Source organism: Brevundimonas sp. D3-1P, assembly GCF_055809335.1.
In genome coordinates, this window is record NZ_CM147908.1 from 929814 (window position 1) to 950584 (window position 20771).

21 protein-coding genes and 1 tRNA gene are annotated in these 20771 nt (G+C 65.4%); 8 read left to right on the forward strand and 14 right to left on the reverse strand.

The window, feature by feature from the left end; all coding sequences use genetic code 11:
* Window positions 1–359: 359 nt before the first annotated feature.
* The 3 genes from AC0L6G_RS04725 (at window position 360) to AC0L6G_RS04735 (ending at window position 2755) form a co-directional block, all read left to right on the forward strand.
* Complete coding sequence (locus AC0L6G_RS04725) at window positions 360–854, forward strand: helix-turn-helix domain-containing protein (RefSeq protein ID WP_291535377.1); 495 nt, start codon at window positions 360–362, stop codon at window positions 852–854.
* A gap of 84 nt (window positions 855–938) precedes the next feature.
* The gene (locus tag AC0L6G_RS04730) at window positions 939–1622 is read left to right on the forward strand and encodes an Abi family protein (RefSeq protein ID WP_291535378.1); all 684 of its coding nucleotides are present in this window, start codon (window positions 939–941) and stop codon (window positions 1620–1622) included.
* On the forward strand, window positions 1619–2755 hold the full coding sequence (locus AC0L6G_RS04735) for a hypothetical protein (RefSeq protein WP_291535380.1): 1137 nt from the start codon (window positions 1619–1621) through the stop codon (window positions 2753–2755). The genes AC0L6G_RS04730 and AC0L6G_RS04735 overlap by 4 nt, the downstream gene beginning before the upstream one ends.
* A 35-nt stretch (window positions 2756–2790) precedes the next feature.
* Here AC0L6G_RS04735 and AC0L6G_RS04740 read toward each other — a convergent pair whose 3' ends face one another.
* The 3 genes from AC0L6G_RS04740 to AC0L6G_RS04750 form a co-directional block, all read right to left on the reverse strand.
* Complete coding sequence (locus AC0L6G_RS04740; RefSeq protein WP_473252929.1) at window positions 2791–3675, reverse strand: ArdC family protein; 885 nt, start codon at window positions 3673–3675, stop codon at window positions 2791–2793.
* Window positions 3676–3745: 70 nt separating this feature from the next.
* Window positions 3746–4042: a DUF736 domain-containing protein gene (locus tag AC0L6G_RS04745; RefSeq protein ID WP_291535382.1), complete on the reverse strand. Its 297-nt coding sequence runs from the start codon at window positions 4040–4042 to the stop codon at window positions 3746–3748.
* A gap of 331 nt (window positions 4043–4373) precedes the next feature.
* On the reverse strand, window positions 4374–4952 hold the full coding sequence (locus AC0L6G_RS04750) for an SOS response-associated peptidase family protein (RefSeq protein ID WP_291535383.1): 579 nt from the start codon (window positions 4950–4952) through the stop codon (window positions 4374–4376).
* Window positions 4953–5072: 120 nt separating this feature from the next.
* On the opposite strand from AC0L6G_RS04750, the gene AC0L6G_RS04755 reads away from it, so the two are divergent.
* From AC0L6G_RS04755 to AC0L6G_RS04765, 3 genes are read left to right on the forward strand one after another with little or no spacing between them, the layout of a single operon-like run.
* A complete protein-coding gene (locus AC0L6G_RS04755) occupies window positions 5073–5831 on the forward strand; it encodes an ImuA family protein (RefSeq protein WP_291535384.1) in 759 nt (252 codons plus the stop codon).
* Window positions 5746–7266, forward strand: a complete 1521-nt coding sequence (locus tag AC0L6G_RS04760; RefSeq protein ID WP_291535385.1) for a Y-family DNA polymerase — start codon at window positions 5746–5748, stop codon at window positions 7264–7266. The genes AC0L6G_RS04755 and AC0L6G_RS04760 overlap by 86 nt, the downstream gene beginning before the upstream one ends.
* Window positions 7263–7562, forward strand: a complete 300-nt coding sequence (locus tag AC0L6G_RS04765) for a PHP domain-containing protein (RefSeq protein WP_473252930.1) — start codon at window positions 7263–7265, stop codon at window positions 7560–7562. The genes AC0L6G_RS04760 and AC0L6G_RS04765 overlap by 4 nt, the downstream gene beginning before the upstream one ends.
* Window positions 7563–7587: 25 nt before the next feature.
* Here AC0L6G_RS04765 and AC0L6G_RS04770 read toward each other — a convergent pair.
* The 4 genes from AC0L6G_RS04770 to AC0L6G_RS04785 form a co-directional block, all read right to left on the reverse strand.
* Window positions 7588–8759, reverse strand: a protein-coding gene (locus tag AC0L6G_RS04770) for an IS3 family transposase (protein ID WP_114150060.1) whose coding sequence is annotated in 2 segments (ribosomal slippage) — window positions 7588–8486 and window positions 8486–8759 — 1173 coding nt in all. Because the reading frame shifts where the segments join, the coding sequence is not laid out codon by codon here.
* The gene (locus AC0L6G_RS04775) at window positions 8707–10113 is read right to left on the reverse strand and encodes an AAA family ATPase (RefSeq protein WP_473252931.1); all 1407 of its coding nucleotides are present in this window, start codon (window positions 10111–10113) and stop codon (window positions 8707–8709) included. Before AC0L6G_RS04775 ends, AC0L6G_RS04770 begins: the two co-directional genes overlap by 53 nt.
* Window positions 10110–10592 carry a three component ABC system middle component gene (locus AC0L6G_RS04780; RefSeq protein WP_291539392.1) on the reverse strand — a complete coding sequence of 161 codons (483 nt, stop codon included), beginning with the start codon at window positions 10590–10592 and terminating at the stop codon, window positions 10110–10112. Before AC0L6G_RS04780 ends, AC0L6G_RS04775 begins: the two co-directional genes overlap by 4 nt.
* Window positions 10589–11800 carry an ABC-three component system protein gene (locus AC0L6G_RS04785; protein ID WP_291539389.1) on the reverse strand — a complete coding sequence of 404 codons (1212 nt, stop codon included), beginning with the start codon at window positions 11798–11800 and terminating at the stop codon, window positions 10589–10591. The genes AC0L6G_RS04780 and AC0L6G_RS04785 overlap by 4 nt, the downstream gene beginning before the upstream one ends.
* Window positions 11801–12099: 299 nt before the next feature.
* On the opposite strand from AC0L6G_RS04785, the gene AC0L6G_RS04790 reads away from it, so the two are divergent.
* Entirely contained in the window at window positions 12100–13917 is a 1818-nt protein-coding gene (locus AC0L6G_RS04790) for an ATP-dependent nuclease (RefSeq protein ID WP_291539386.1), read from the forward strand.
* Window positions 13918–13932: 15 nt separating this feature from the next.
* Here the strand turns inward: AC0L6G_RS04790 and AC0L6G_RS04795 are convergent, their stop codons facing one another.
* The 6 genes from AC0L6G_RS04795 to AC0L6G_RS04820 all read right to left on the reverse strand — a co-directional run bounded on the left by AC0L6G_RS04795 (window position 13933) and on the right by AC0L6G_RS04820 (window position 19972).
* Window positions 13933–15453: an integrase arm-type DNA-binding domain-containing protein gene (locus AC0L6G_RS04795; RefSeq protein ID WP_291539384.1), complete on the reverse strand. Its 1521-nt coding sequence runs from the start codon at window positions 15451–15453 to the stop codon at window positions 13933–13935.
* Between the two features lie 317 nt (window positions 15454–15770).
* Entirely contained in the window at window positions 15771–16565 is a 795-nt protein-coding gene (locus tag AC0L6G_RS04800) for an MBL fold metallo-hydrolase (RefSeq protein ID WP_293827107.1), read from the reverse strand.
* Complete coding sequence (locus tag AC0L6G_RS04805; protein WP_293827105.1) at window positions 16562–17344, reverse strand: TatD family hydrolase; 783 nt, start codon at window positions 17342–17344, stop codon at window positions 16562–16564. Before AC0L6G_RS04805 ends, AC0L6G_RS04800 begins: the two co-directional genes overlap by 4 nt.
* The gene (locus AC0L6G_RS04810) at window positions 17344–18330 is read right to left on the reverse strand and encodes a DNA polymerase III subunit delta' (protein ID WP_293827103.1); all 987 of its coding nucleotides are present in this window, start codon (window positions 18328–18330) and stop codon (window positions 17344–17346) included. Before AC0L6G_RS04810 ends, AC0L6G_RS04805 begins: the two co-directional genes overlap by 1 nt.
* Window positions 18327–18959, reverse strand: a complete 633-nt coding sequence (gene tmk, locus AC0L6G_RS04815; protein WP_293827101.1) for a dTMP kinase — start codon at window positions 18957–18959, stop codon at window positions 18327–18329. The genes AC0L6G_RS04810 and tmk overlap by 4 nt, the downstream gene beginning before the upstream one ends.
* A gap of 38 nt (window positions 18960–18997) precedes the next feature.
* The gene (locus AC0L6G_RS04820) at window positions 18998–19972 is read right to left on the reverse strand and encodes a septal ring lytic transglycosylase RlpA family protein (RefSeq protein WP_473252932.1); all 975 of its coding nucleotides are present in this window, start codon (window positions 19970–19972) and stop codon (window positions 18998–19000) included.
* A gap of 61 nt (window positions 19973–20033) precedes the next feature.
* On the opposite strand from AC0L6G_RS04820, the gene AC0L6G_RS04825 reads away from it, so the two are divergent.
* Window positions 20034–20120, forward strand: a tRNA-Ser gene (locus tag AC0L6G_RS04825).
* An 18-nt stretch (window positions 20121–20138) separates the two neighbouring features.
* Here AC0L6G_RS04825 and AC0L6G_RS04830 read toward each other — a convergent pair.
* Window positions 20139–20687, reverse strand: coding sequence for a VOC family protein (locus AC0L6G_RS04830; protein WP_291539369.1), 549 nt, complete (start codon window positions 20685–20687; stop codon window positions 20139–20141).
* Window positions 20688–20771 lie beyond the last annotated feature (84 nt).

A 20771-nucleotide genomic window follows, 5' to 3' on the forward strand; every position in this document is an offset into this window, starting at 1 on the left:
CTAGACCGTCACCCCCTTCGCCCCGTAGGCCTACGGGGCTGCCCGCCCTCCCCTCGGCGGTCGAAGCCGTCCGCTCGCCCGCCGCCCTGAAGGGCACCCCAGCCTGGGCGGTTCAGTCGCTGATCTTCGTCTGTTTGAAACGAGGTAGGTATTTTTGATGACCCACCGGTCTGGTTCGAGGATTCCATACCTGGGTCGTCAGACCGCCACTGAATCATCGCGACGGTAATCATCGCATTTGGCGTAACGATCGTAAGCATACCTAGTCAGGTGGGTCATGGCGGCGCCCTACCCCGAGCAGGCGAGAACCTTGTTCGCCAGCCACGGCGACCATAGGTTGGGTGTGAAGGAGCATTCCTATGACCACGCCCACGACAACCACCGTGCTACCATTTCCGCTTCCGGCGTCTGCGCCCGCTAAGACCGTCGCCTCCCAGGACCGGATCTGGGGCAAGGCGGTGACGGCCAACGGCTATGCGGGGATACCGTCGATCCTCATTCAAGCGCAGTCCCGGCTCGGCCTGACCGCGATGCAGTTCAACATTCTGGTCCAGCTGCTCGACTACTATCGCGATCCCAACCGGGCGCCGTTCCCTTCACGCGCGGAACTGGGCCGTCGGATCGGCGTGAAGCCGAAGACGATCCAGACGAACATGCGTCAGCTCGAACAGGCCGGTCTTGTGCGCCGGGAGATGCGTAAGACCGCAGCCGGCGACTGGGCCTCAAATGTCTATCATCTGGATGGGCTGATCGACCGTGTCCGCAAGTTGGAGCCGGAGTTCACCCAGGCACGCAAGGAACGGGAAGCAGTCCGGCTCCGCGTCTCGACCCCCGTGGGCCGCCGAACGTCGTAGAAACCCGGGGCTGAAATTGATTTACCCCGGGGGCATGCTTTGCAGCAGAGGCGATCCCGGGGTGTACGAAGGTAGAGATAATCCATGACCCCCCCCGTTGCAAGGGCGGCCGCCGACGCCGACGCGGTGGAGGCGGCGCTCTCTCTGGAACGCTTCGCCCGGTACGTCGCCTGGGCCGACGGCGATCGCGAGCGCGCCGTCTCCCTCTATACGCTGAACACCCAGGTGTCCGAAGCCCTCTACGTGCCTCTGCAGGCGTTGGAAGTGGCGCTGCGCAACCGTATACACACGGTCATGTCGGCGGCTCACGGCCCGGGTTGGTTCCAACCCGAGGCCGGACATGTCACCGACCGCCAGGCGGAACAGGTTCGTGCGGCGGTCGCCGAGTTGACCGAGGCGGGCAAGCCGATCGAGGACGGGCGCGTCGTCGCCGCCCTGACCTTCAGCTTTTGGACCTCGATGTTCGGGCGGGAGCAGGACGATCTTTGGAAGCGGACCCTGCACAAGATCGCGACCCGCGACGGCCGCTTCCTGTCGCGCAAGGACTTCACCGCGCGGCTGACACAGGTGCGCCTGCTCCGTAATCGGATCGCCCACCATGAACCCATCCTCTACTGGAACCTGCCCAAGCTGCATCAATCCATGCTTGAGATGACGCGCTGGCTGTCGCCGGCGATGGATGATTGGCGTGGCACGGTCGATCGCTTTGCGCAGGTCCATCCGGCGGAACGGCTCGCCCTGCCACGTCCCGGAAAGGACGAGGCATGACCGAGGATGACCCCGAGCCGAAACGGGTGATCGACGTGAACGAGATACGCGATCCGTCAATCCTGGCGCACGGGCTCGATCGCGCCGACCGAGCCTACTGGCTTTACTACGACGAGACGCAAAACATCCGCCGACTCCATCTCGAACGCGGCACGCTCAACATCGCCGCTCCGGACTGCTGGGTGCTCGGCGGCGTCGGTCGGCCCGACGACACCCCAATCGACCTCGCGCCCCTGCGCCAGCGCGCGCGTATCCAGGCCTCGGCGGAAGAGCTGAAATTCCACCTGTTTGGACAGAAGGGCGGCGACCTCCTCGACGCTCTGGCCAAGCCGAAGATGGAGACATTTCTCGACTGGGTGATCGAGCAGGATCTTCTCGTCCACTATCTGGCGCTCGATCCCTTTTATTGGGCGATCGTGGACATCATCGATTCCGCTCTGCCCGATGATCCGGGCATGCTCGTCATGGCCATCCCGCAGTTGAAGTCGGACCTGTTCCGGCTTCTCCGGTCAGATCGCGACCGGGCGGCATCCCTCATGGTGCGGTTCAACTACCCGGACATCGCGCCACAAAACCGGGCGCCGTTCATGACGGCCCTCATCGACTGGCTGAGCGAGGCGGAGGAGGCCTTCGACCATTTCGACTACCAGATGCTTCGCGGCGTCCTGCAAATGGGCCGACGAAAGCCACTGACCTTCATCGAGGGCGAAACACCTCATGTCCTGATCGACGGGTTCAGGACATTCTTCATCGAGCGCATCTGTCTCCTGAAAAATGCCCGCCATGTGTTCGATCAAGAGGATGTGGTCGCCGCTGAGCTCGCGAAAATGGAGTTTGAAGACGACGGGTTTCAGTTCTGCAACCATCGCTTCGCGCCGCGGTCGCATGACGAGCCCGGCGTTCAGGCATCCGACATCATGGCGAGCCTGATTGGCCGGTTGTTCAGTTGGGCGGCCGGCGTGGACGATGAGGATGTCATGGAGACACGCGCGGCGCTCACCCCACTCCAGGAGCGAAGCCGCCAGCGCCTCTCCACCCTGATCCGCGCAAGCCGAGCCGAGAACGACGCCCTGACCAACGCGGTCGTGAGTCTGGAAGACCAGCGCAAGATCGCCGGGTTCCTGGACCTGTGATCGAATCGGCGCCGTCAGGCGCCGGTTCGCCCTGCTCAGGTCTGGTAGCTTCTGAGATGATCGACGGCCTTCTGAGCGTGAGACGCGGCCGAGATGATGAACCGCTTGTCGCCGCGCAGGACCTGCAGCCATGAGCCGATGTAGGCCGCGTGATCCTCGCGGGGTTCGAGCGCCAGACCCAGGTCGGCGCAGAGGAAGGCCGCACCGAGTTCGGCCACCAGCTCTTCGCGCGCATACCCTTCATCGCCATGGCGACGTCGGCCGAAGTCCCGGTCGAGCCGAGCGGGGTGGCGCGTCCAATGCGTCAGCTCGTGGCCGAAGGTGGCGTAGTAGGCCTGGGGATCCAAGAAGCTCTCGAACGGCGGCATCTGCACATAGTCGGGTTCGAGAACGTAATAGGCGCTCCCGCCCCCATGGCGGACATCGGCTCCAACGGCGGCGAAGAACGCTTCCGCGTCGGCGACCCGTTCGCCGGGATTTATCGCGGGCGCCGCGACCGGCGCGTACCTGTCGCCCAGACCGTCGATCTGATCGACGTTGAAGACGGTGTAGGCCTTCAGAAAAGGCACGCGCGAGGGCTCCTCGTCTCCGCCTTGGGGAGACGGGTCGCGCTGAAGCGCGTCGGCATAGACGACCGTTGCGCCCTTCTCGCCCTTGCGGACGCGGGCGCCGAGGGCGAGCGCCTGACGGAAGGTCATCCAGGTGTCGGACTGGAAGCCCCGGCTGGCCGCCTCGGACCAGAGCAGCAGAACGTTAATGCCGCTGTAGGCTTCACCGTTGTGGCGCAGCGGCCGGGCCACATTGGTCTGCGAGGCCCAAGGCTGTGTCCAGGGCCGAACGCCGACCTCAAGCTGAGCGATGATGCTGTCGGTGATGCGAGTGTAGAGATCGGGGCGAGCGGGATCGGCGGGGCGCGACATGGCGGCCTCCTCGATAAGGGGTTTGAAGGAAGGGGCGGCGGCGCTTTCGCCAGCGCCGCCGCGACTTGGGTCAGCGAGACCAGATCAGGCTGTGACCGCCGTCGATCTCCACCAGGGAGGCGTAGATCGGGGCCGGGAAGCTGGGGTCATCGAGCTTGACCGAAAGGTACTCCCGATCTTCCCGCGAGGTGCGCTTCCAGGCGGCGCCGAACTCGGTGGAGCCGGAGAAGATGCGGAAGTCCGGCGCCTTCTCATCGGTCTTGTCGTTGGCCCGAAGCTGGGCCGACTTGACGTTCAGGCTGAGGGTCTTGATCGAGCCGCTGTAGTTGCCGTCCGATTGCTGGGTGAAGGTTCCGATGGTGGCCATTGAAGTCTCTCCTTGCTGATTTCGGGCCACGCCTGCCGCGGCCTCGATGGCGATCGACGGACCGGGGGCCGGGCGGCGCGCAGGGCGAGCGGAGAGAGCCCCCGCAGCAAAGCGGAGGACCGGGAAGAGCGAGTTTCTTGTTTCGCGAGGAAGGCCGCAGGCCGGGGAAGAAAGTCGCGCGAGCGGTTGCGCAAGCCGACCGGACCTCGGTCAGATCAGGCCATTGAGAGGCCGCGCCGGCTGGACCGACCTTCAGGAGAGATCACGGTCGCACTCGCCGCCACAACAGATCGACCACGTCTACAGGCTTGACCTGCTCCCGCCCTCAACCTCATGCCGCCAGCGGGAACACCTTCTCGACCGACAGGGACCCAGGCGGCAGCGGTCGCAACAACTCCGTCTCCGGCCGCTCCAGCCCCAGCCAGGCCGCGCCCTCCTCGGGACGCAGCAGTACAATCTGTCGGTCGTGATAGGGAGCGATGTCCGGGCCCGGCTCCGTCGTCAGGAGAGCGAAGGCGTCATTCTTTATGATCCCAGCGATCCAGAAGATCGGTTCTTCGGCGAGAGTGAAGCGCCATTTGGTCTTTCGCTTCTGGCCCGCCTCGGACGGCGTAAACTCGAAGAACCCGTCCGCCGGCGCCAGACATCGGGTGCTTCCGCCAAATGTCCGGCCGTCGGAACGGAAGTTGAAGACCGGAGCGCCGGTCGGCCCCTTCCACGCCCACGGCAGGGTGACCATCTCCGGCCCGGCGGCTCCCTGAACGATGATGGGTGCGCGATCGCCGATCCGGATGGACGACATCGGCCCGAAATTCGGCATGCCGCCGGGGAAAACCACCCGGCTGCCGGTGCGGTTGAAGGCCTCGATCACGTCATCGAAGGGCAGGATCAGTTGGTACTCATTGCACAAGTTTCGGTCCTCCGGCGTCCAACCTGTCCCCAACGCAGGCGGACCATCCTGGTTGACTCCAGACCAAAATGAGAACCAGAACATTTCAGGAACATTTATGACCTTGGAAAGGAGGCCGCTATGGCGTTTCGGCCTGCCGCCGAGCTGTCGGCGCTACGCGAACAGATTCAGCGTTTGGAGAATCCGGGTCGCACCCGCGCGGGGATGCTTCCGTTCGGCGTGCCCGGTCTGGACGCCGCGCTTCCGCAGGGAGGGCTTGCGACGGGCGCGCTGCACGAAGTCGCAGGCGGCGGCGACGGCGCCGTAGATGGCGCCGTCGCCGCCCTGTTCGCAGCAGGAATTGCCGCCCGTCTGCCGGGGCAGGTGTTGTGGTGCGTGACACGTCCGGACCTGTTTGCACCCGCGTTGCGGCAGTCAGGTCTCGATCCCGATCGGGTCCTCTACGTCGAGGCTGGCGACGAGACGACCCTGTTGGCGTGCTTCGAAGAAGGGCTACGTCACCGCGCCCTCGGCGCGGTCGTGGCCGAGATCTCCCGCCTCTCGATGACGGCCTCGCGCCGTCTGCAGTTGGCGGCCGAAAGCTCGGGAGTGACCGCCCTGGCCGTCAGGCGATGGCGACGCGCCACCGAGGCTGCCGATTTCGGCCAGCCAACGGCGGCCGCGACCCGATGGCGGGTCACGCCCCAGCCCTCATCCCCGCTGCCCGCGCCAGGTGTGGGACGTCCACGCTGGTTCATCGAACTCTTGCGCTGCCGCGCTGGCGGATGCGCCGAATTCACTCTGGAAGCCTGTGATGAGAAGGGTCGTCTCGCTGTACCTGCCGAACTGGCCCATCGATCGGCTGCGCCGGCGACTGGGCGCCGCCGCGCCGCCGCCTGACGCCCCGACAGTCCTTGTCGGCCGGGACCGCCGTCGCCGCATCATCACCGCCTGCAATCCTTCCGCTCGACTTCTGGGTCTTCGCCCCGGTCTCGCCGCCGCCCAAGCCCACGCGCTCGCGCCGGGCCTCCTTCCATTCGACGCCGATCCCGAAGGCGACGCCGTTGGTCTCGAGCGGCTCGCCCTATGGGCGCATCAACGCTATGCGCCGGTCTGCGCCGCCGATCCGTCGGACGGCGTCGCCATTGACGCGACGGGCGCGACGCACCTCCGGGGCGGCGAGGCGGCATTTCTGGCTGACCTGGAAAACCGGCTCACGAGCGCCGGTGTTCACGCTCGAGCAGCCATCGCGCCGACCTATGGCGCGGCGCATGCGGTTGCCCGATTCACCCGCGGGCCGGCCATCGTCGCCGAAGGCGAGATAGGCCGTCGTCTGGGCGCGCTCCCTTTGGCCGCGCTCCGGCTTTCCGAAGACCTGCGAGACAGCCTCGGCCGCTTGGGGTTCGAGACCATTCTGGATGTGGAGCGCCAACCCCGGGCTCCGCTGACGCTGCGTTTCGGCCCGGAGCTCGGGAGACGCCTTGATCAAACCTTCGGCCGAACATCAGAACCGATCGTTCCCGTTGTGGACGAGACTCAACCCCGAGCGGAGCGGGTCTTCGCCGAACCGATCGGGGCGCCCGAGACCATCGCGCGCTACATCGACCAGTTGGTCGAGGTGCTCACGGCGACACTCGAGCGCGACGGCCTCGGCGCTCGCGGCCTCGATCTCCTCTGTCACCGGGTCGACAACCGTATCGAGGCCGTCCGGGTGGCCACGGCGCGGGCGATCCGGGATCGCAAACGGATAACGCGACTGCTTCACGATCGGATCGAAGCCATCGCCCCCGGTTTCGGCATCGAGCGCATGACGCTGGTCGCATCGATCGTTCAGCCCCTGGATTGGCGGCCAGCCGACACGCGGTTTGGAGAAGCGGATGTCCCCGATATCTCCAACCTCGTCGATGTGCTGTCGAACCGCATCGGCCCAGGACGCCTCTACCGTTTGACGGCGGTGGAGAGCGATGTCCCCGAGCGTGCCGTCCGCAGGGCGGCTCCGCTCGAGACAGTCGCCGCGACAGGCTGGACGCAGGACTGGCCCCGGCCCGTCCGGCTTTTCCAGCCCCCCGAACCTGTCGAGACCATGGCGCTTCTCCCCGACAACCCGCCGACGCACTTCACCTGGCGCGGGGTCCGCCGACGCATCCGAAGGGCCGACGGCCCTGAACGGATCTACGGCGAATGGGCGCGTCGAGATGCTGAGCTTTGGGCCGTTCGTGATTATTTCCAGGTCGAGGACGACGCGGGCGAGAGGTTCTGGCTGTTTCGCGCCGGTGACGGGGAGGACGCGCGGACAGGCTCACAGGCCTGGTTCATTCACGGGAAGTTCGGATGAACTACGCCGAACTTCAGTGCGCCTCCCATTTCTCATTCCTTCGCGGAGCGAGCTCCTGCGAGGAGCTTTTCAGCCAAGCAGCCGTCTGCGGTCTGGACGCTCTGGCGATCACGGACCGAAACAGCCTGGCCGGCATCGTCCGCGCCCACGTCGCCGCCAAGGTCACGGGGGTTCGCCTGATCGTGGGTTGTCGACTGGTCCTGACGGACGGCTCGGAGGTGCTGGTCTACCTGATGGGACGCGCCGAAGCGAACGAACGGCTTCTACCGCTTGCGGCTCGCCATGCGGACCAATGATCTTCCCCCGTAAAAGTGGACGGGGTTAAGCCGCTTTGCGCTCGGCCTCAGCGGGGCTGATATAGCCCAGTGCTGAGTGCAGGCGATGGGGATTGTAGAAGCCCTCGATGTATCCGAACAGGTCTCGCCGCGCCTGGTCTCGGGTGGCGTAGACGCGGTGATGAACGCGTTCGGTCTTGAGGGTGTGGAAGAAGCTCTCCATCGGGGCATTGTCCCAGCAGTCGCCCTTTCGGCTCATCGACGGGGTGATGCCGGATCGGGCCAGGGCTGATCGATAGGCTTCGGCTGCGTATTGGATGCCCCGGTCCGAATGATGGATCAGGCCGGGCGCGGGGCGCTGACGTTCGACGGCCATGTTGAGGGCGTCGAGGGCGATCTCGGTGTGCAGGGTCTGGCGCATGGACCAGCCCACGATCTTGCGGGTGTGCAGGTCGAGGATGGCGGCGAGATAGAGCCAGCCTTCGCCGGTCGGGATGTAGGTGAGGTCGGCGAGCCAGACCTGGTTGGGCGCCGCCGCCTCGAAGTTCCGGGCCAGCCTGTTGGGCGCGATGGGATAACCGTGGCGGCTGTTCGTCGTCCGGGCGCGACGCGGCAAGGCCGCCAAGCCCCGCAGGCCGGCGCGGCGCATCAGCCGCTCCACGCGGGATCGACCGACCCGACGCCCATGCCGCCGCAGGGTGGCGTGAACGCGCGGCGAGCCGTAACAGCCGCTGCTCTCCGCATGGATCAGCCGGATATCCTCGGTCAGCTCGCGATTGGCGACAGACCGCTGGCTCTCGGGGCGACCGCGCCAGGCGTAGTAACCGCTGGCCGACAAGCCCAGGACCGCGCACATCACGCGAACCGGCCAGACCTGACGATGCTCATCGACGAACCCGAACTTCATCGGGAGGCCGCTCCGAAGATGAGCGCGGCTTTTTTTAGGATGTCCCGCTCCATCCGCAGCTGACCGTTCTCTCGCCGCAACCGGGCCACCTCCGCCGCCAGATCCGACGGCGACGGGGACGACGCCTGCGTTGTGGGGCGCCGCGACGCCCCCGTCGCCTGCACCCCGAACTGCGTCATCCATCGACGAAGCACCGTCTCGTGCAGCCCAAGCTCGCGGGCCACCGCCCCGACGCTCAGGCCGCCGTTGGCGACGCGGTCAACGGCCTCGCGCTTGAAAGAATCCGGAAAGTTCCGGCGTTGAACACTCATCAGACACTCCTCTCCAGCTCCGAAAAGCTAGCATGGGTGTCCACCAAACCGAGGGAGGATCAACCCTGCCCATCAAGTGGGCCCGGACCTCCGCGAAATCAGCGAGCTTTCGGCTTTCGTCGGACTGCCGCATCCAGGAAGCGATCCTGTCGTCGACGCTTCGGAGCTCACGCTTCAAGCCGTCGATCTGGCGGCCCAAGTTTCCGTCATAATCGATCAGACGAGGCTTGATCCGTTCCACGGCCGCACTCTCACCTCGGACTTTGGCCAGGGTCGTCCGTAGCGCGTCCGCCGCCCTTGCGCCCACATCCGACCGCTGGGCACACAGGGGACAGTGGTCGGAAACTTCCGCCAGCCCCAGATGCGCTCCAAGGTCGAGCTTCTCGCGTTGCCGCTGCACAGTGGTTTCAAATCCGGACACATCGTGGATGGCCAGACGAGCGGCGTCCGCCTGACGTCTCGCGTCAGAGAGTCGGCCGAGCACGTCGCGCCGTTGCCGATGGAGGGCAGACAGTTCACTCTCACTCGGAAGGGTTCGCGCTTCACCGGACGATGACGCGATTTGTCCAAGGAGGCTGATCAGGTCGGCGTCCACCGTTTCGATAGGAGGGGTATTGGCGACACCCAGGCGTTCCGCCTCTGCCAGAAGGCTGAAAGCCCGGCTCCGCATCGCACTCTCGGCAGTGGCGCGTAGCCTGTTCCGGTTTTCGTTTCGCTCAAGGTCGCGTTGCAAAGACCGAAGCCGACGTTCGTTCAGGGCGTTGGCTTCGTCCGTGGCTCGTAGGAAATAGGGGATCGTTGCGATGATGTCGGGCGCCTTGTCCGACTGCTCAAGCCCGTGAAGGAGCACCTGCTCGCTGTAGATGACCTCCTTGGTGACAAACATGTACGGGGTGACATGGCGGACGGTCGCTCGGCCGCGCATTCGCCCCCAATCATCGGGCTCTCCGGGAAGGTCGCCGATACCGAACGCCCGTTCGAGGAACGCCTTTCCAGCGCCAAGCGGAACCGGACCTTCGAACTCCTCTGGCGACGATGGCACGGCAAGATTGCGGCCCGCGGTCGCGAACATTTTGTGGCTGCTGTCCTGCCCGACAGGCGGGATGATGCGGCCGACGATCATTTCGTCATCGCCGGCGACCCATTTGACGCCTACCGCGATGCTGTGACGGCGGATGTGTGCCGGGAGTTCGCATTCGCTTGAACCAAGGCAGTAATCCACTGCCTTGATCAGTGCGGATTTCCCCGTTCCGGATGCGCCGGTGATGATGTTCAAGCCCGGTCCAAACGGCACCAGACGCTGCCGACCGTCCAATCCAAGGAAGAATATCGACGCGATGTTCCAGCGGTTCAAAGACTGATCCCCACAATATCGAAGATTGTTTTGGTGGAGCCGGCCATCCCCATCCAATATCCGAGTCGGTCCGCACGTTTGACCGGGCCGGCGAGCGCTGGCGATAGCCCCTTCGCCAGGTCGGTCTTGAGAGGTAGCGACCCCACGAGCAGACGCCCCTCAGTGTCCAGTCGGACGGCATTGGTGAAGCAGCCAAGACGCACGGCCTCGCTCACGATGCGAAGCGACCCGTTAAGGCGATCGCCGAGCTCCAACTGGATCTGGGGACTGCGTTCGACCCACTCGCGCAACCCAGTCTTCTTGTTGGTGCCGTCAAACGTGCTGAGAAGGTCGCCGGACAGGCAGATCGGCAGGGCCAGATAGGCGATCGGGAGATCTACGCCCTGCGCGCCAGCTTCGCTGAAGCCCCTGATGAAACTGCTGAGCACCCATGCGCCCCAGGCGGGGTTGGTCTCAGCGTATATGTCATGAGCAATCATGCCTCATCATCCTTGAGGCGCTCGACGTAGTCAGGATGCCAGCCCACTTCCCTGTTTATGGCGAGAACCTGAAAGCTACCCCTGACGTAGAATGGCGCCTGCCAGCCTGGAGATATCGGCTCAATCGCCTTGGGGGCGTCCCCATGCGTCCAGCGCAGCAATCCTAGACCGCTGGCGCGCTTTTCGTCCTCGCCCACACTGACGCAGTCGTCGACGATCCGCCCGTGCCGATCAGACCATTCCTCGCGCATGATCGCGTCGTGCCGCTCAATTTTGGACGCCATTGCGGGTCGATCAACGATCCATTTCGCTCGCTGTTGGCGTGCCCGCCATTCCTCGCGGATAGCCCAGGCAATATCGGAATTGCCGCCTCCAACCAGAGCGATCTGACGCGTCAGAAGTCCCTCCGGCTGATAGTCGGCCGGTGGAACCATGAGCTCGAAGTCTGGCATCAGAACCTCGTGCTCAATGTCCGAGATCCTCTCGGCAATCTCCTGAAGCAATTCGTCTCGCCCGATGAAACGTTGGCGGCGACCGCAGAGGGCATACACGACCTGGCGGTCCCACCACTCAATTAGAGACCTCGCGATCTGTGGACGGTCACGCTCCCGAATCTGATGGAGCTTCGAAGCAATCTCAGCCTCCATCTGGTCGATCGTCGCGGCGCCTGTGACGACATGGATGCGACGGAGAAGGTTCAGTCGAACGGATGCCGACAGCTTGAGAAACGCGTCGCAGCCGTCCGCCCGATCGGCGTGTGGAATCTTCTTTCCCTCTGCCTTCGCAGCCTCACGCTCTTGCGCGACCCGCTCCGCCTCCTTCACGAGCGCGGCGACCAAGGCCTCACGCTTTGAGCCAGGCGTCCGAAGTGCCGTTAGCTCGCTGTCCGCACCGAGTTCGCCGACCGTCACGAGATGGAAACTGGTCTCGGCAAGCGCGAGACTAGGTAGCAAGTCGATCCAGACTTTAAGCGTTCTCCAGAGGGCGCGAGAGGCCAATGTGACGGCGGGCGGGTTTTCCCCCATGGAGTGCTTGAGCTGATACAGGAGGGTCTCGCTGTTGACCTTCAGCTCGACATCATCAGCACGCTCGACAGCGACGATCGCCGAGTCGTCAGCCTGGCCAACAAGCGTGCTCAGACCGACAAATGACTGAAAGTAGAAGCCCAAAGCCGAAGCTTCAGCGGAATGCGGGGTGGCGGCGCCCATAGTCAAATGATCCGAGTCCAGTACCCCGTTGTAGCAGCTTGACCTTAAGACGCCACAACCCTGAGGCCCATTCGGCCACGCGTCCGCCTGGTAGGCCCCGAGCGAGATCACACCAGCCTGCTCCGACTAATTGCCGCCAGAACCGCGCGCCCGTGGCGTGTTAGGGATAGAGGGGTCTGATCTTGTCTACCTGTACTAGAACGTTGGAGGTGGTACGGATTCGCTCAATGGTGGCGCTGTCCGCCGATTCTTCCACCCTGCTCGCTACCAGACCGGTCGGGCCGTGATCTCGCCATTTCATGAAACTCATTCGTCGCATCGAAATCAGCTACCTCCGCTCCCTCTACACAGCGAGCCTTGATCGACCCGGCGACATGAACGTCGTGTTTGGTCGCAACGACAGCGGCAAGTCGAACCTTCTGAGGGCTCTGAACCTCTTCTTCAACGAGGAGACCGAGCCGGGTCGCGGCGAGATCGACTTTGACCTGGACTTCAGTGACATCCGCCGCGACGCCGCCAAGGCAGCGAAGGGTCGGCAGTTCATCGCCATTCGCGTCGACTTCAATGTGCCTTCGAACTACCGGGCATCTCTAGGCGAGACTGTTTCGATCAAGCGACAGTGGAACATCGATGGCGACATGACGGAGACGTTGCCTCGCGGCCTGTCGAAGGCGTCGCGGATACAGCTCACCCGATTCCTCAATCAGATCGACTTCACCTACATTCCGGCCATCAAGGACCTGAACGTCTTCGGCGATCTGATCGAGCGGATGTACGCGGCGACCGCCGAAAGCAGCGGGTTCGAGACGGCGACCGACACATTCGTAGATGCGATCAGAAGCCAGACGAGCGGACTGTCGGACGGTCTTAGCAAGTTGTTTGGTTCAACGACTCGGCTGGCCGCACCGACGGATATGGGACTGCTGTTCCGCTCCCTGGACTTTGCTCATGGCGAAGACGGGCACTCGCTCTTGCGTCAAAAGGGCGACGGGGTGAAAGCCCGCCATTTGCCGGAGCTGCTGCGCTACATCAACGACAATGAATCTGGGAAGAAGTTCTTCATCTGGGGCTTCGAGGAGCCCGAGAACTCGTTGGATCTCGGCGCTGCTGACGCGGAGGCGGAACGCTTTGCGGTGATCGCGGCCCGCTCTGACACACAGGTGTTCATCACGAGTCACTCCCCCGCCTTCTATCTGTCGAACTCCGAACAGACGAAGACGGACATTCGTCGCGTCTTTGTTTCGAAGCAGCGCGCCAATGGCGAAGGCGCTGATCCCGTAACGCCGAAGAACGCCATCAGCGTGATTGATAATCTGGAGGACGCTGAGGCGCGAATGAAGGAGGCCAGCCTCCTCCAGCTCCCGTACCTGATCCGACATTGGGGAGAACTGAAGAAGGAACGCGACGAGCTTGAGCGCGAAAGCACTTCACTGCGTGCCAAGCTCGAAGCTCTGACGGTGCCGACTGTCTTCGTGGAGGGGCGCCACGACAAGGCTTTGCTGGAAAGCGCGTTCGCTCGCGCCGGGCATAGCAAGGCGGCCATCAACGTTCGGATTCTCGATGGAACGCCAGCGACCACCACAGAGCTGCTTCCCAAACTGCTTCTGGCTGGCGCCCTTCATCAGGAAGCTCCGGTGTTGTTCCTGTTCGACAACGACGGCGCCGGTCGTCGAGCGCATCGAAATATCTGTGGCGTCGCACCGCCTGCCGATATCTGCGTCGTCTCCAAGAAGCTGGGGGTCTGGCTGCTGCCGCAGTCTTCAGAGAGCCGGGCGTTCGCCGAAACATATGGCATCCGTCTCGACCAACTCTTCTTCACGTCCGAGTTCCTCTACCCAGCGACGCTCGCGGCGGAGCTTTGCCTGGATGTTATCGGCGCCGACGAAGCCGAGGCGTCTCGCGCCAGCATCCATGAAAACTATCACAAGGCGTTGTCGCAGTCGGCAGCCGCTCCCCTGCGTGCTGCTGAGCCCGGTTCGGTTGACTGGTTCTTCTCCCGAGGCGTGCCGGACGATTTCAAAGCGCGCTTCGCGGCTCGGGCGGAGAAGTCTTTGCCACTAGAACAGATCGACAGCGTCGCCGCTGCGGCTTGGACATTCCTCACAGCGTCGGAATGACACGGCCCCCGCAGATCAACCGATCGTGCGGCCTGGAGGCGCGTCTCCCACCGCGAGTTTGACCGGCCGCCGGCTTCTGCGAGACGGCGGATCGATAAGGACCGTCGGCAGGGCATGGACCGAAATACGCGCGGCCTGGACTTCCAGCTTGCGCAGCGCGGCACGTGGCCCCGCCTTTAGGCGGACGGCGTCGGGATCCTCAGCCATGAGGTCGTCGAGCACGGCCCGGCTGGTGCTGTTGAGCCAACGGCTGAGTTCATCGCTGGACACACGACCGCGCTTGACGGCCGCGCCAATGAAGAAGGCGGACAGCCGCTCCTGCTGAGCCCGCAGGTGATCGCGCATCAGCTTCGATCGGGTGATGTAGCCGGAGTTCACGCCCGGCAGGGCGTGGTTCATCAGCAGATGCATATCGACCTCGGAGACCTCGGCCGCCTGCGCCAGCGTCCGATAGGTCTGGCGTAGGTCATTGCCCCAGTGGCTCAAGACAGCCCGGTCTTCCTTGTGCTCGGTGATATGGCCGCAGGGCGCGTCGCTCGGGAACAGCCACTCGCGTCCGCTCTGCGGGTAGATGATCGGCCCGATCCGCCGAAGCCGGAAGATCGACTCCATCATCGCGCGCGACAGCGGGATATCGAAGGCCTTCACCTCCCCGCCCTTGGGCTTGGACATGTGCATGACCCGGTTCTTCAGGTCGAGATCGGTGACACGGACATTCTTCAGCACCTCCGGGCGCGAGCCCGACAGCAGGGTCATCAGGTGGAACTCGCGCCGGATCGGATTGGCGATCCGGGCAAGTTGCTCGAACCAGCCCGGCAGGTCGGTCACGCCCATGGCGGTGTCCTTGCGCTGTTCGGGATTCCAGTCGACTGCGGCCGCTGGGTTCTCCGGCGGCAGGGCGCGGCATGTCTTCCGCGCGTGGTTGTAGATGGCCCGGAAGCTGCGCATCGCGCCGTTGGCGATCGCCGGCCCGTTGTTCTCACTGATCAGGTCGTGGCGATCCGCGAGAAGTCGAGGTTCGTCGCCGAGCTCGGACAACGGACGATCGAGCCAATCCGCGAACAGACGCTCCATATGGTCTGCGTACCCCCGGATGGTGGCGGGGCTTCGCTTCTTTCGCTCCAGGTGGGAGACCCTGAATCGCGACCAAGCCTCTCGCAGGGTCGGGATGCCGAGAGGCGCGACACGCGCCGCCTCATCCGCAGCCTGCTCTGCCGCTCTGGCCTCGGCCAGGATCTCAACCTTCTTCTTGGGACGCGGGTCCTCTCCAGAGGCGATCAGAAGCAGCAGGCCCCTCGCCTTGGTTCTGGCGTCGCGCGTGTTGAGCTCGCCGACCTCGCACACCTTCATCTTGATGGTGGATCGACCGCCGTCCTCCCGTCGCAAGTCCGCCTGGATGATGAAGGTCTTGGTCGCGGCGCCGATCCGCACCGCGAAGCCGGGTTGTTCGGTGTCGCGGACCACGATCTGCCCGCTTCTGGCGAAGGGCATGCCGATGAGAATTTTGTCCGTTAGAGCGAGGCGCTGATCGGGCATTTTGCTGACGTTTTCGGCGTTAGGACGGTGCCGAAATCCCCCATTAGGACGGTGATTAGGACGGTGAACTCCGGCTCGAGAGTCTGTTTCTCGAAATGCGAAGAACACGCCAAATCTGCTCTAGAGGGTATAAAGTGTCAATTATTTCAATTGCTTGATCGTGCCCTAGCGTGCAATCGGCGGGGTCCGGAAAACCGAAGAACGGGTTCTCTTAATCAGCGGGTCCACAGTTCGAACCTGTGATCACCCACCATCGTCCTTCCCCAGATTTTGACGAGCGGCGCCGGCCCTCGCCCATCCGACAGGCCGGACGCGGCCTAGCCGATCATGCGGCGCCAGCCGTCGAAGCCGACTTCGACGTTGTCGGGAACCAGCGCCGACAGCTGGTTGTAATCCATGTCTATATGCAGGTTCGTCAGCACCGCCCGCTCCACGTCGGCGGCGGCGATCCACTCCAGCGCCCGATCCAGGTGGGCGTGGGTCGGGTGGGGCGTGTAGCGCAGGGCGTCGACGATCCAGACCTGGCAACCGGCCACGGCCCTCAGCGCCGCCTCGTCCAGGTCCGACACGTCGCTGGAATAGGCCATGTCGCCCAGCCGGTAGCCGACCGAGCGGATCGGCCCGTGCGCCTGGTCGAAGGTCGTGACCGGGATCGCCCCGCCCGCGCCCTCGACCGACCAGGCCGTCCCATGCGGCGGGATGGTCCGCGCTTCCAGCAGCGGCGGATAGCCCAGCTTCATCTCGAAGATATAGTCGAACCGATGCGTCAGCGACGCCCGCGTCGCCGCATCCATCCAGGCCGGAATCCGCCTTCTCGCCCGCGCGGCGAAGGTGCGCAGATCGTCGATCCCGTGGGTCTGGTCGGCATGGTCGTGGGTGTAGAGCACCGCATCGACATGCGTCGTCCCGCTGGCCAGCATCTGTTCGCGCAGGTCCGGCGAGGTGTCGATCAGCACATGGGTCGCGCCGTCCGGCCCGGACTGGCGCGCCAGCATCGAACAGCGGGTGCGCCGATTGCGCGGCTCGGCCGGATCGCAGGCGCCCCAGTCGCCATCGCCGCGCGGCACCCCGCCCGACGATCCGCTGCCCAGAATGACGACCTCGATGCTCATGCCGGTTTCGGTATCCGATCAAACAGGCCGAAAAAGGCCTCGGTCGTGATCCGCTCCGCCTCTTCGGCGCTCCAGCCCCGGATTTCGGCCAGCTTGTCCAGGACCAGCCCGACATAGGCCGGCTCGTTGCGCCGTCCCCGATGCGGGATCGGCGCCAGATAGGGGCAGTCGGTCTCCACTATGATCCGGTCGCCCGGCATGTCGCGGATCACCGCCCGCACGTCCTCGGCGGCCTTGAAGGTGGCGATGCCGGACACCGAGAACCAGGCGCCCATTTCCGCAGCGGTCTTCGCCAGTTCCGCCCCGCTGGTGTAGCAGTGCATCAACATCTTGAACGGCCCGGCGGCGTATTCCGCGCGCAGGATGTCCGCCATCGCCGCGTCGGCTTCGCGGGTGTGGATCACCAGCGGCAGGCCCGTCTCACGCGCCGCCCGGACATGCTGGCGGAACACGGCCGCCTGAACCTCGCGCGGGCTGAGGTCATAGTGAAAGTCCAGTCCGCATTCGCCGATGCCGACCACCTTGGGCCGCTGCGCCAGTTCCGCCAGCGTCGCCGCCGTCAGATCGGCCGCATCCTTGGCCTCGTGCGGATGGACCCCCGCCGTGCACCAGATGTCGTCATGGGCCATGGCCAGCCCGTGCGTGGCCTCGAACGTCGTCAGCCGATCGGAGATCTCGACCATCAGACCGACCCCCGCCGCCCGCGCGCGGTCGATCACCGCGTCTCTGTCCTCGTCGAACTGGGGCGCGTGCAGGTTCACGTGGCTGTCGATCAGCATCAGCCCATCCTCTGATGCTGGGCCTGGACCCGCCGGATGTCGGCCAGGGCGCCCGCCAGGACATCGCCGCGATCCAGATTCAGTCCGGCCGCCCGTTCCGGCAGCGGCTGCAAACGCTCCCACAGATCGGCCCAGCGATGGCCGCCCGCCCCCTCCAGCGCCCGCATCTTCACCGCCGCGATCAGCCGCTCCATCAGCGCCTCGAACCGCTCCTGCCCCTCTGCGCCCCGGAAACGGTCGGCGACGGCCAGGGCCTCGGCCCGGTCGATGTCGCCGCCGACCCAGCGACGCGCCAGCTGATCCATCTCGAAAGTCGAACCCGAGGCCAGGGCCAGGGCCGCGCCGGGCGATCCCCCGGCCATGACGGCCGCATGGGCCGCGTCCTCGGCCTCCGCGCCCGTCCGATCGCGCACCAGGGTCTCCAGCCGATCCGGCGTCCAGATCGGAAAGCTCAGCCGCCGGCAACGCGAACGGATCGTCGCCAACAGCCGCCCCGGCGCATGGCTGACCAGAAACAGCACGCCCCGCTCGGGCGGTTCCTCTAGAACCTTCAGCAAGGCGTTGGCGGCGTTGACGTTCAGATCGTCGGCCGCATCGATGATCGCCACCCGATGCCGGGCCTGCGAGGGGCTCTTGGAAAAGAACTCCGGCAGTTCGCGCGACTGGTCGACCGAGATCGACTTCTTGGTCTTGCCCCCGTCCACCAGCCGTTCCAGCACCAGAAGATCGGGGTGGGCCTGGGCCGAGATCAGCCGGCTGGCCGGATCGTCGCGTCGCGCCCCCAGCGGCCCGCGCGCCGGATCGGCGGCCGCCCCCAGCAAACGTCGCGCCGCGCGATAGGCGAAGGTCGCCTTGCCCACGCCCTCCACCCCGCACAGCAGCCAGGCGTGGTGCAGCCGCCCGCGCGCCCAGGCGTCCAGAAACGCCGTCTCGGCCGCCGCGTCGGGGACCAGATCGAAACGGTCGCGGGGATGGTCCTCGCTCACAACAGCCGGTCCCGCACGGCGTTCCAGACCCGCGCCTCGACCTCTTCCAGCGACCCCACGGCGTCGATCAGCACGCATCGCTCGGGATGGGCCTCGACGATCCTCAGAAACCCCTCGCGCAACCGCTGGTGAAAGGCCGGCCCCTTGGATTCGAATCGCGTCTCGAACAGGCCCCGGCCGAAGGCCCGCTCCAGCCCCGCCTCGACCGGCAGGTCGAACACCAGGGTCAGGTCCGGCTGGTCCGCACCCACCACGCCGGCGTCGATCTGTTCGATGAAGGCCGGGGCCACCCCGCCTCCCGCCCCCTGATAGGCGCGGCTGGAATCGGCGAACCGATCGCACACGACCCAGTCGCCCTCCGCCAGCGCGGGCCGCACCGTGTGTTCCAGATGGTCGGACCGGGCGGCGTACATCAACAGGGTCTCGGTCATGGCCGACCACGGCTCGGCTTCGTTGGCCACGACCAGTTGGCGGATCACCTCGGCGCCCTTGGATCCGCCGGGCTCGCGCGTGCGCACCACCCGGCGGTCGCCCAGCACGGGCTGGAGCCGCTCGACCAGGCGCCCGACCTGGGTCGACTTGCCGGCGCCTTCGCCGCCCTCGAAGGTGATGAAACGTCCACGGGTCACGGGCGCACTAATGGCGTCCGCAACGCGGGTGGCAAGCCTTAGCCGCCGGATATCAACAGGGCTTCGGCATATCCGCGCGCCACCACCGCCTGACGCGCGCTCTCGGCGGCCGCCTGATCGATCCACGGTCCGACCAGGACGCGGTATCCGCCGCCCGTCTGGTCCACCTTGGCCCGCGCGCCCAGTCGTTCGGCGATTCGCTGCGCCGCCCCCGGATCGCGGAAGGCGCCGGCCTGCACCCAATAGGATCCGCCGATCGGCGCTGGCGACGGCGGCGCGGCCTGGGATGCGATCTGGGATGCGGCCTGAGATGCGACCTGGGGCGAAGGCGCATAGGTCGGCAGCGGCGAAGGCGCATAATAGGGCTGGGGCGTCGTCTGCATCGCGGCGGGCGGGACGGCGGCGACCTGAACGGGCCTCGCCGCCGCCGGCCTGGGCGCCTCGGCCCGCAGCACCGTCCCCCCGCCCAGGCGCGGCGCCTGTCCCAGATAGCGCACCCGGACCCGCGCCACGCCCTCGCGCCGCATATCCAGTTCATCGGCCGCCTCGCGCGACAGGTCGATGATCCGGCCGTCCACGAACGGCCCCCGGTCGTTGACCCGGGCCACGATCCGGCGCCCGTTCGACAGATTGGTCACTTCCACCAAGCCGGGCAACGGCAGGGTCTTGTGCGCCGCCGTCAAGGCGTTCATGTCGAACCGCTCGCCGGTCGAGGTCGGCCGCCCGTTGAAGGCGTCGCCGTACCAGGAGGCCATTCCGACCTCGTCATAGTTCGGCTGATCCTTGGGCGTGTACCAGCGACCGCGCACCTGATAGGGGCGCATGGTCCCCGAGATGATGGGCGCCGGATCCTTGACCACCGGAAGCCCGCCCGCCCCGCGCCCGCCGCCCAGGCTGGAACAGGCCGCCAGCAGCGAGAACAGGCCCAGCAGCGCGGCGCCGCGCATCCATCGTCCAGCCGTCATCGCCTCGCCTTCGTCTCCATCTCTGGAAAACAGGATGGAGGAAGACATTTCCGCTTTGGTTAACGCCCCGTTCGCCTGCTATGGCGTCCGCCTCCGCTCGATGCGGCGAGGAAGTGTGGCCGAGTGGTTTAAGGCACTGGTCTTGAAAACCAGCGACGGTGCGAGCCGTCCGTGGGTTCGAATCCCACCGCTTCCGCCGCCCCCCAGACCGTCGTCAGTCCTGTCGCGCCTCTGGCGTCCAGGTCGGGGCCTCGCTGTCGTCGGGGTAGTAATAGCCGCCAGGGATGGACTGCAGTTCGATCAGGCCGCCCCAGGGCGGGCGGACATAGACGCTGCCGTTGCCGGGCGTGTCCTCGTGGCGTGAATTCCCGTGCACCTCGGACAAGGCCGTCGCGCCGGCGGCGATCAGCCGTCTCAACGCCCCTTCGATGTCGTCGCAGTAGACGGATATGTGGTTCCAGCCTCGGTCCTGCAGGCGCAGCGGCGGCGATGCGTCGGCGGTCTCGATCTCGAAGATTTCGACGTTCGGGCCATTGCCGATCCGCATCAGCCGCTGTCGAACGATCCTGTCGCCCTTTGACAGGCCCAGCTGGCGCTCGACCTCCGGTCCCTGTCGCGGGGCGTCGTCCGTCGTCAGACCGTCGTAACACCATTGGGCGCCCAGCCCCTTGGCGAGGAAGGCGCTGGCCTGGTCCAGGTCGTCCACCGTCAAGCCGATATGATTCACGCCGCGCGGCAGGGGCCCGTATTCGTCATGGTCCATGGGATCGTCCTGATTGGGTTGCGCCAGGCCATTGCGCGGCCAGTCTGTCTGAACGTCGTCGGCGACCTGGCGTTCAAATGTCGT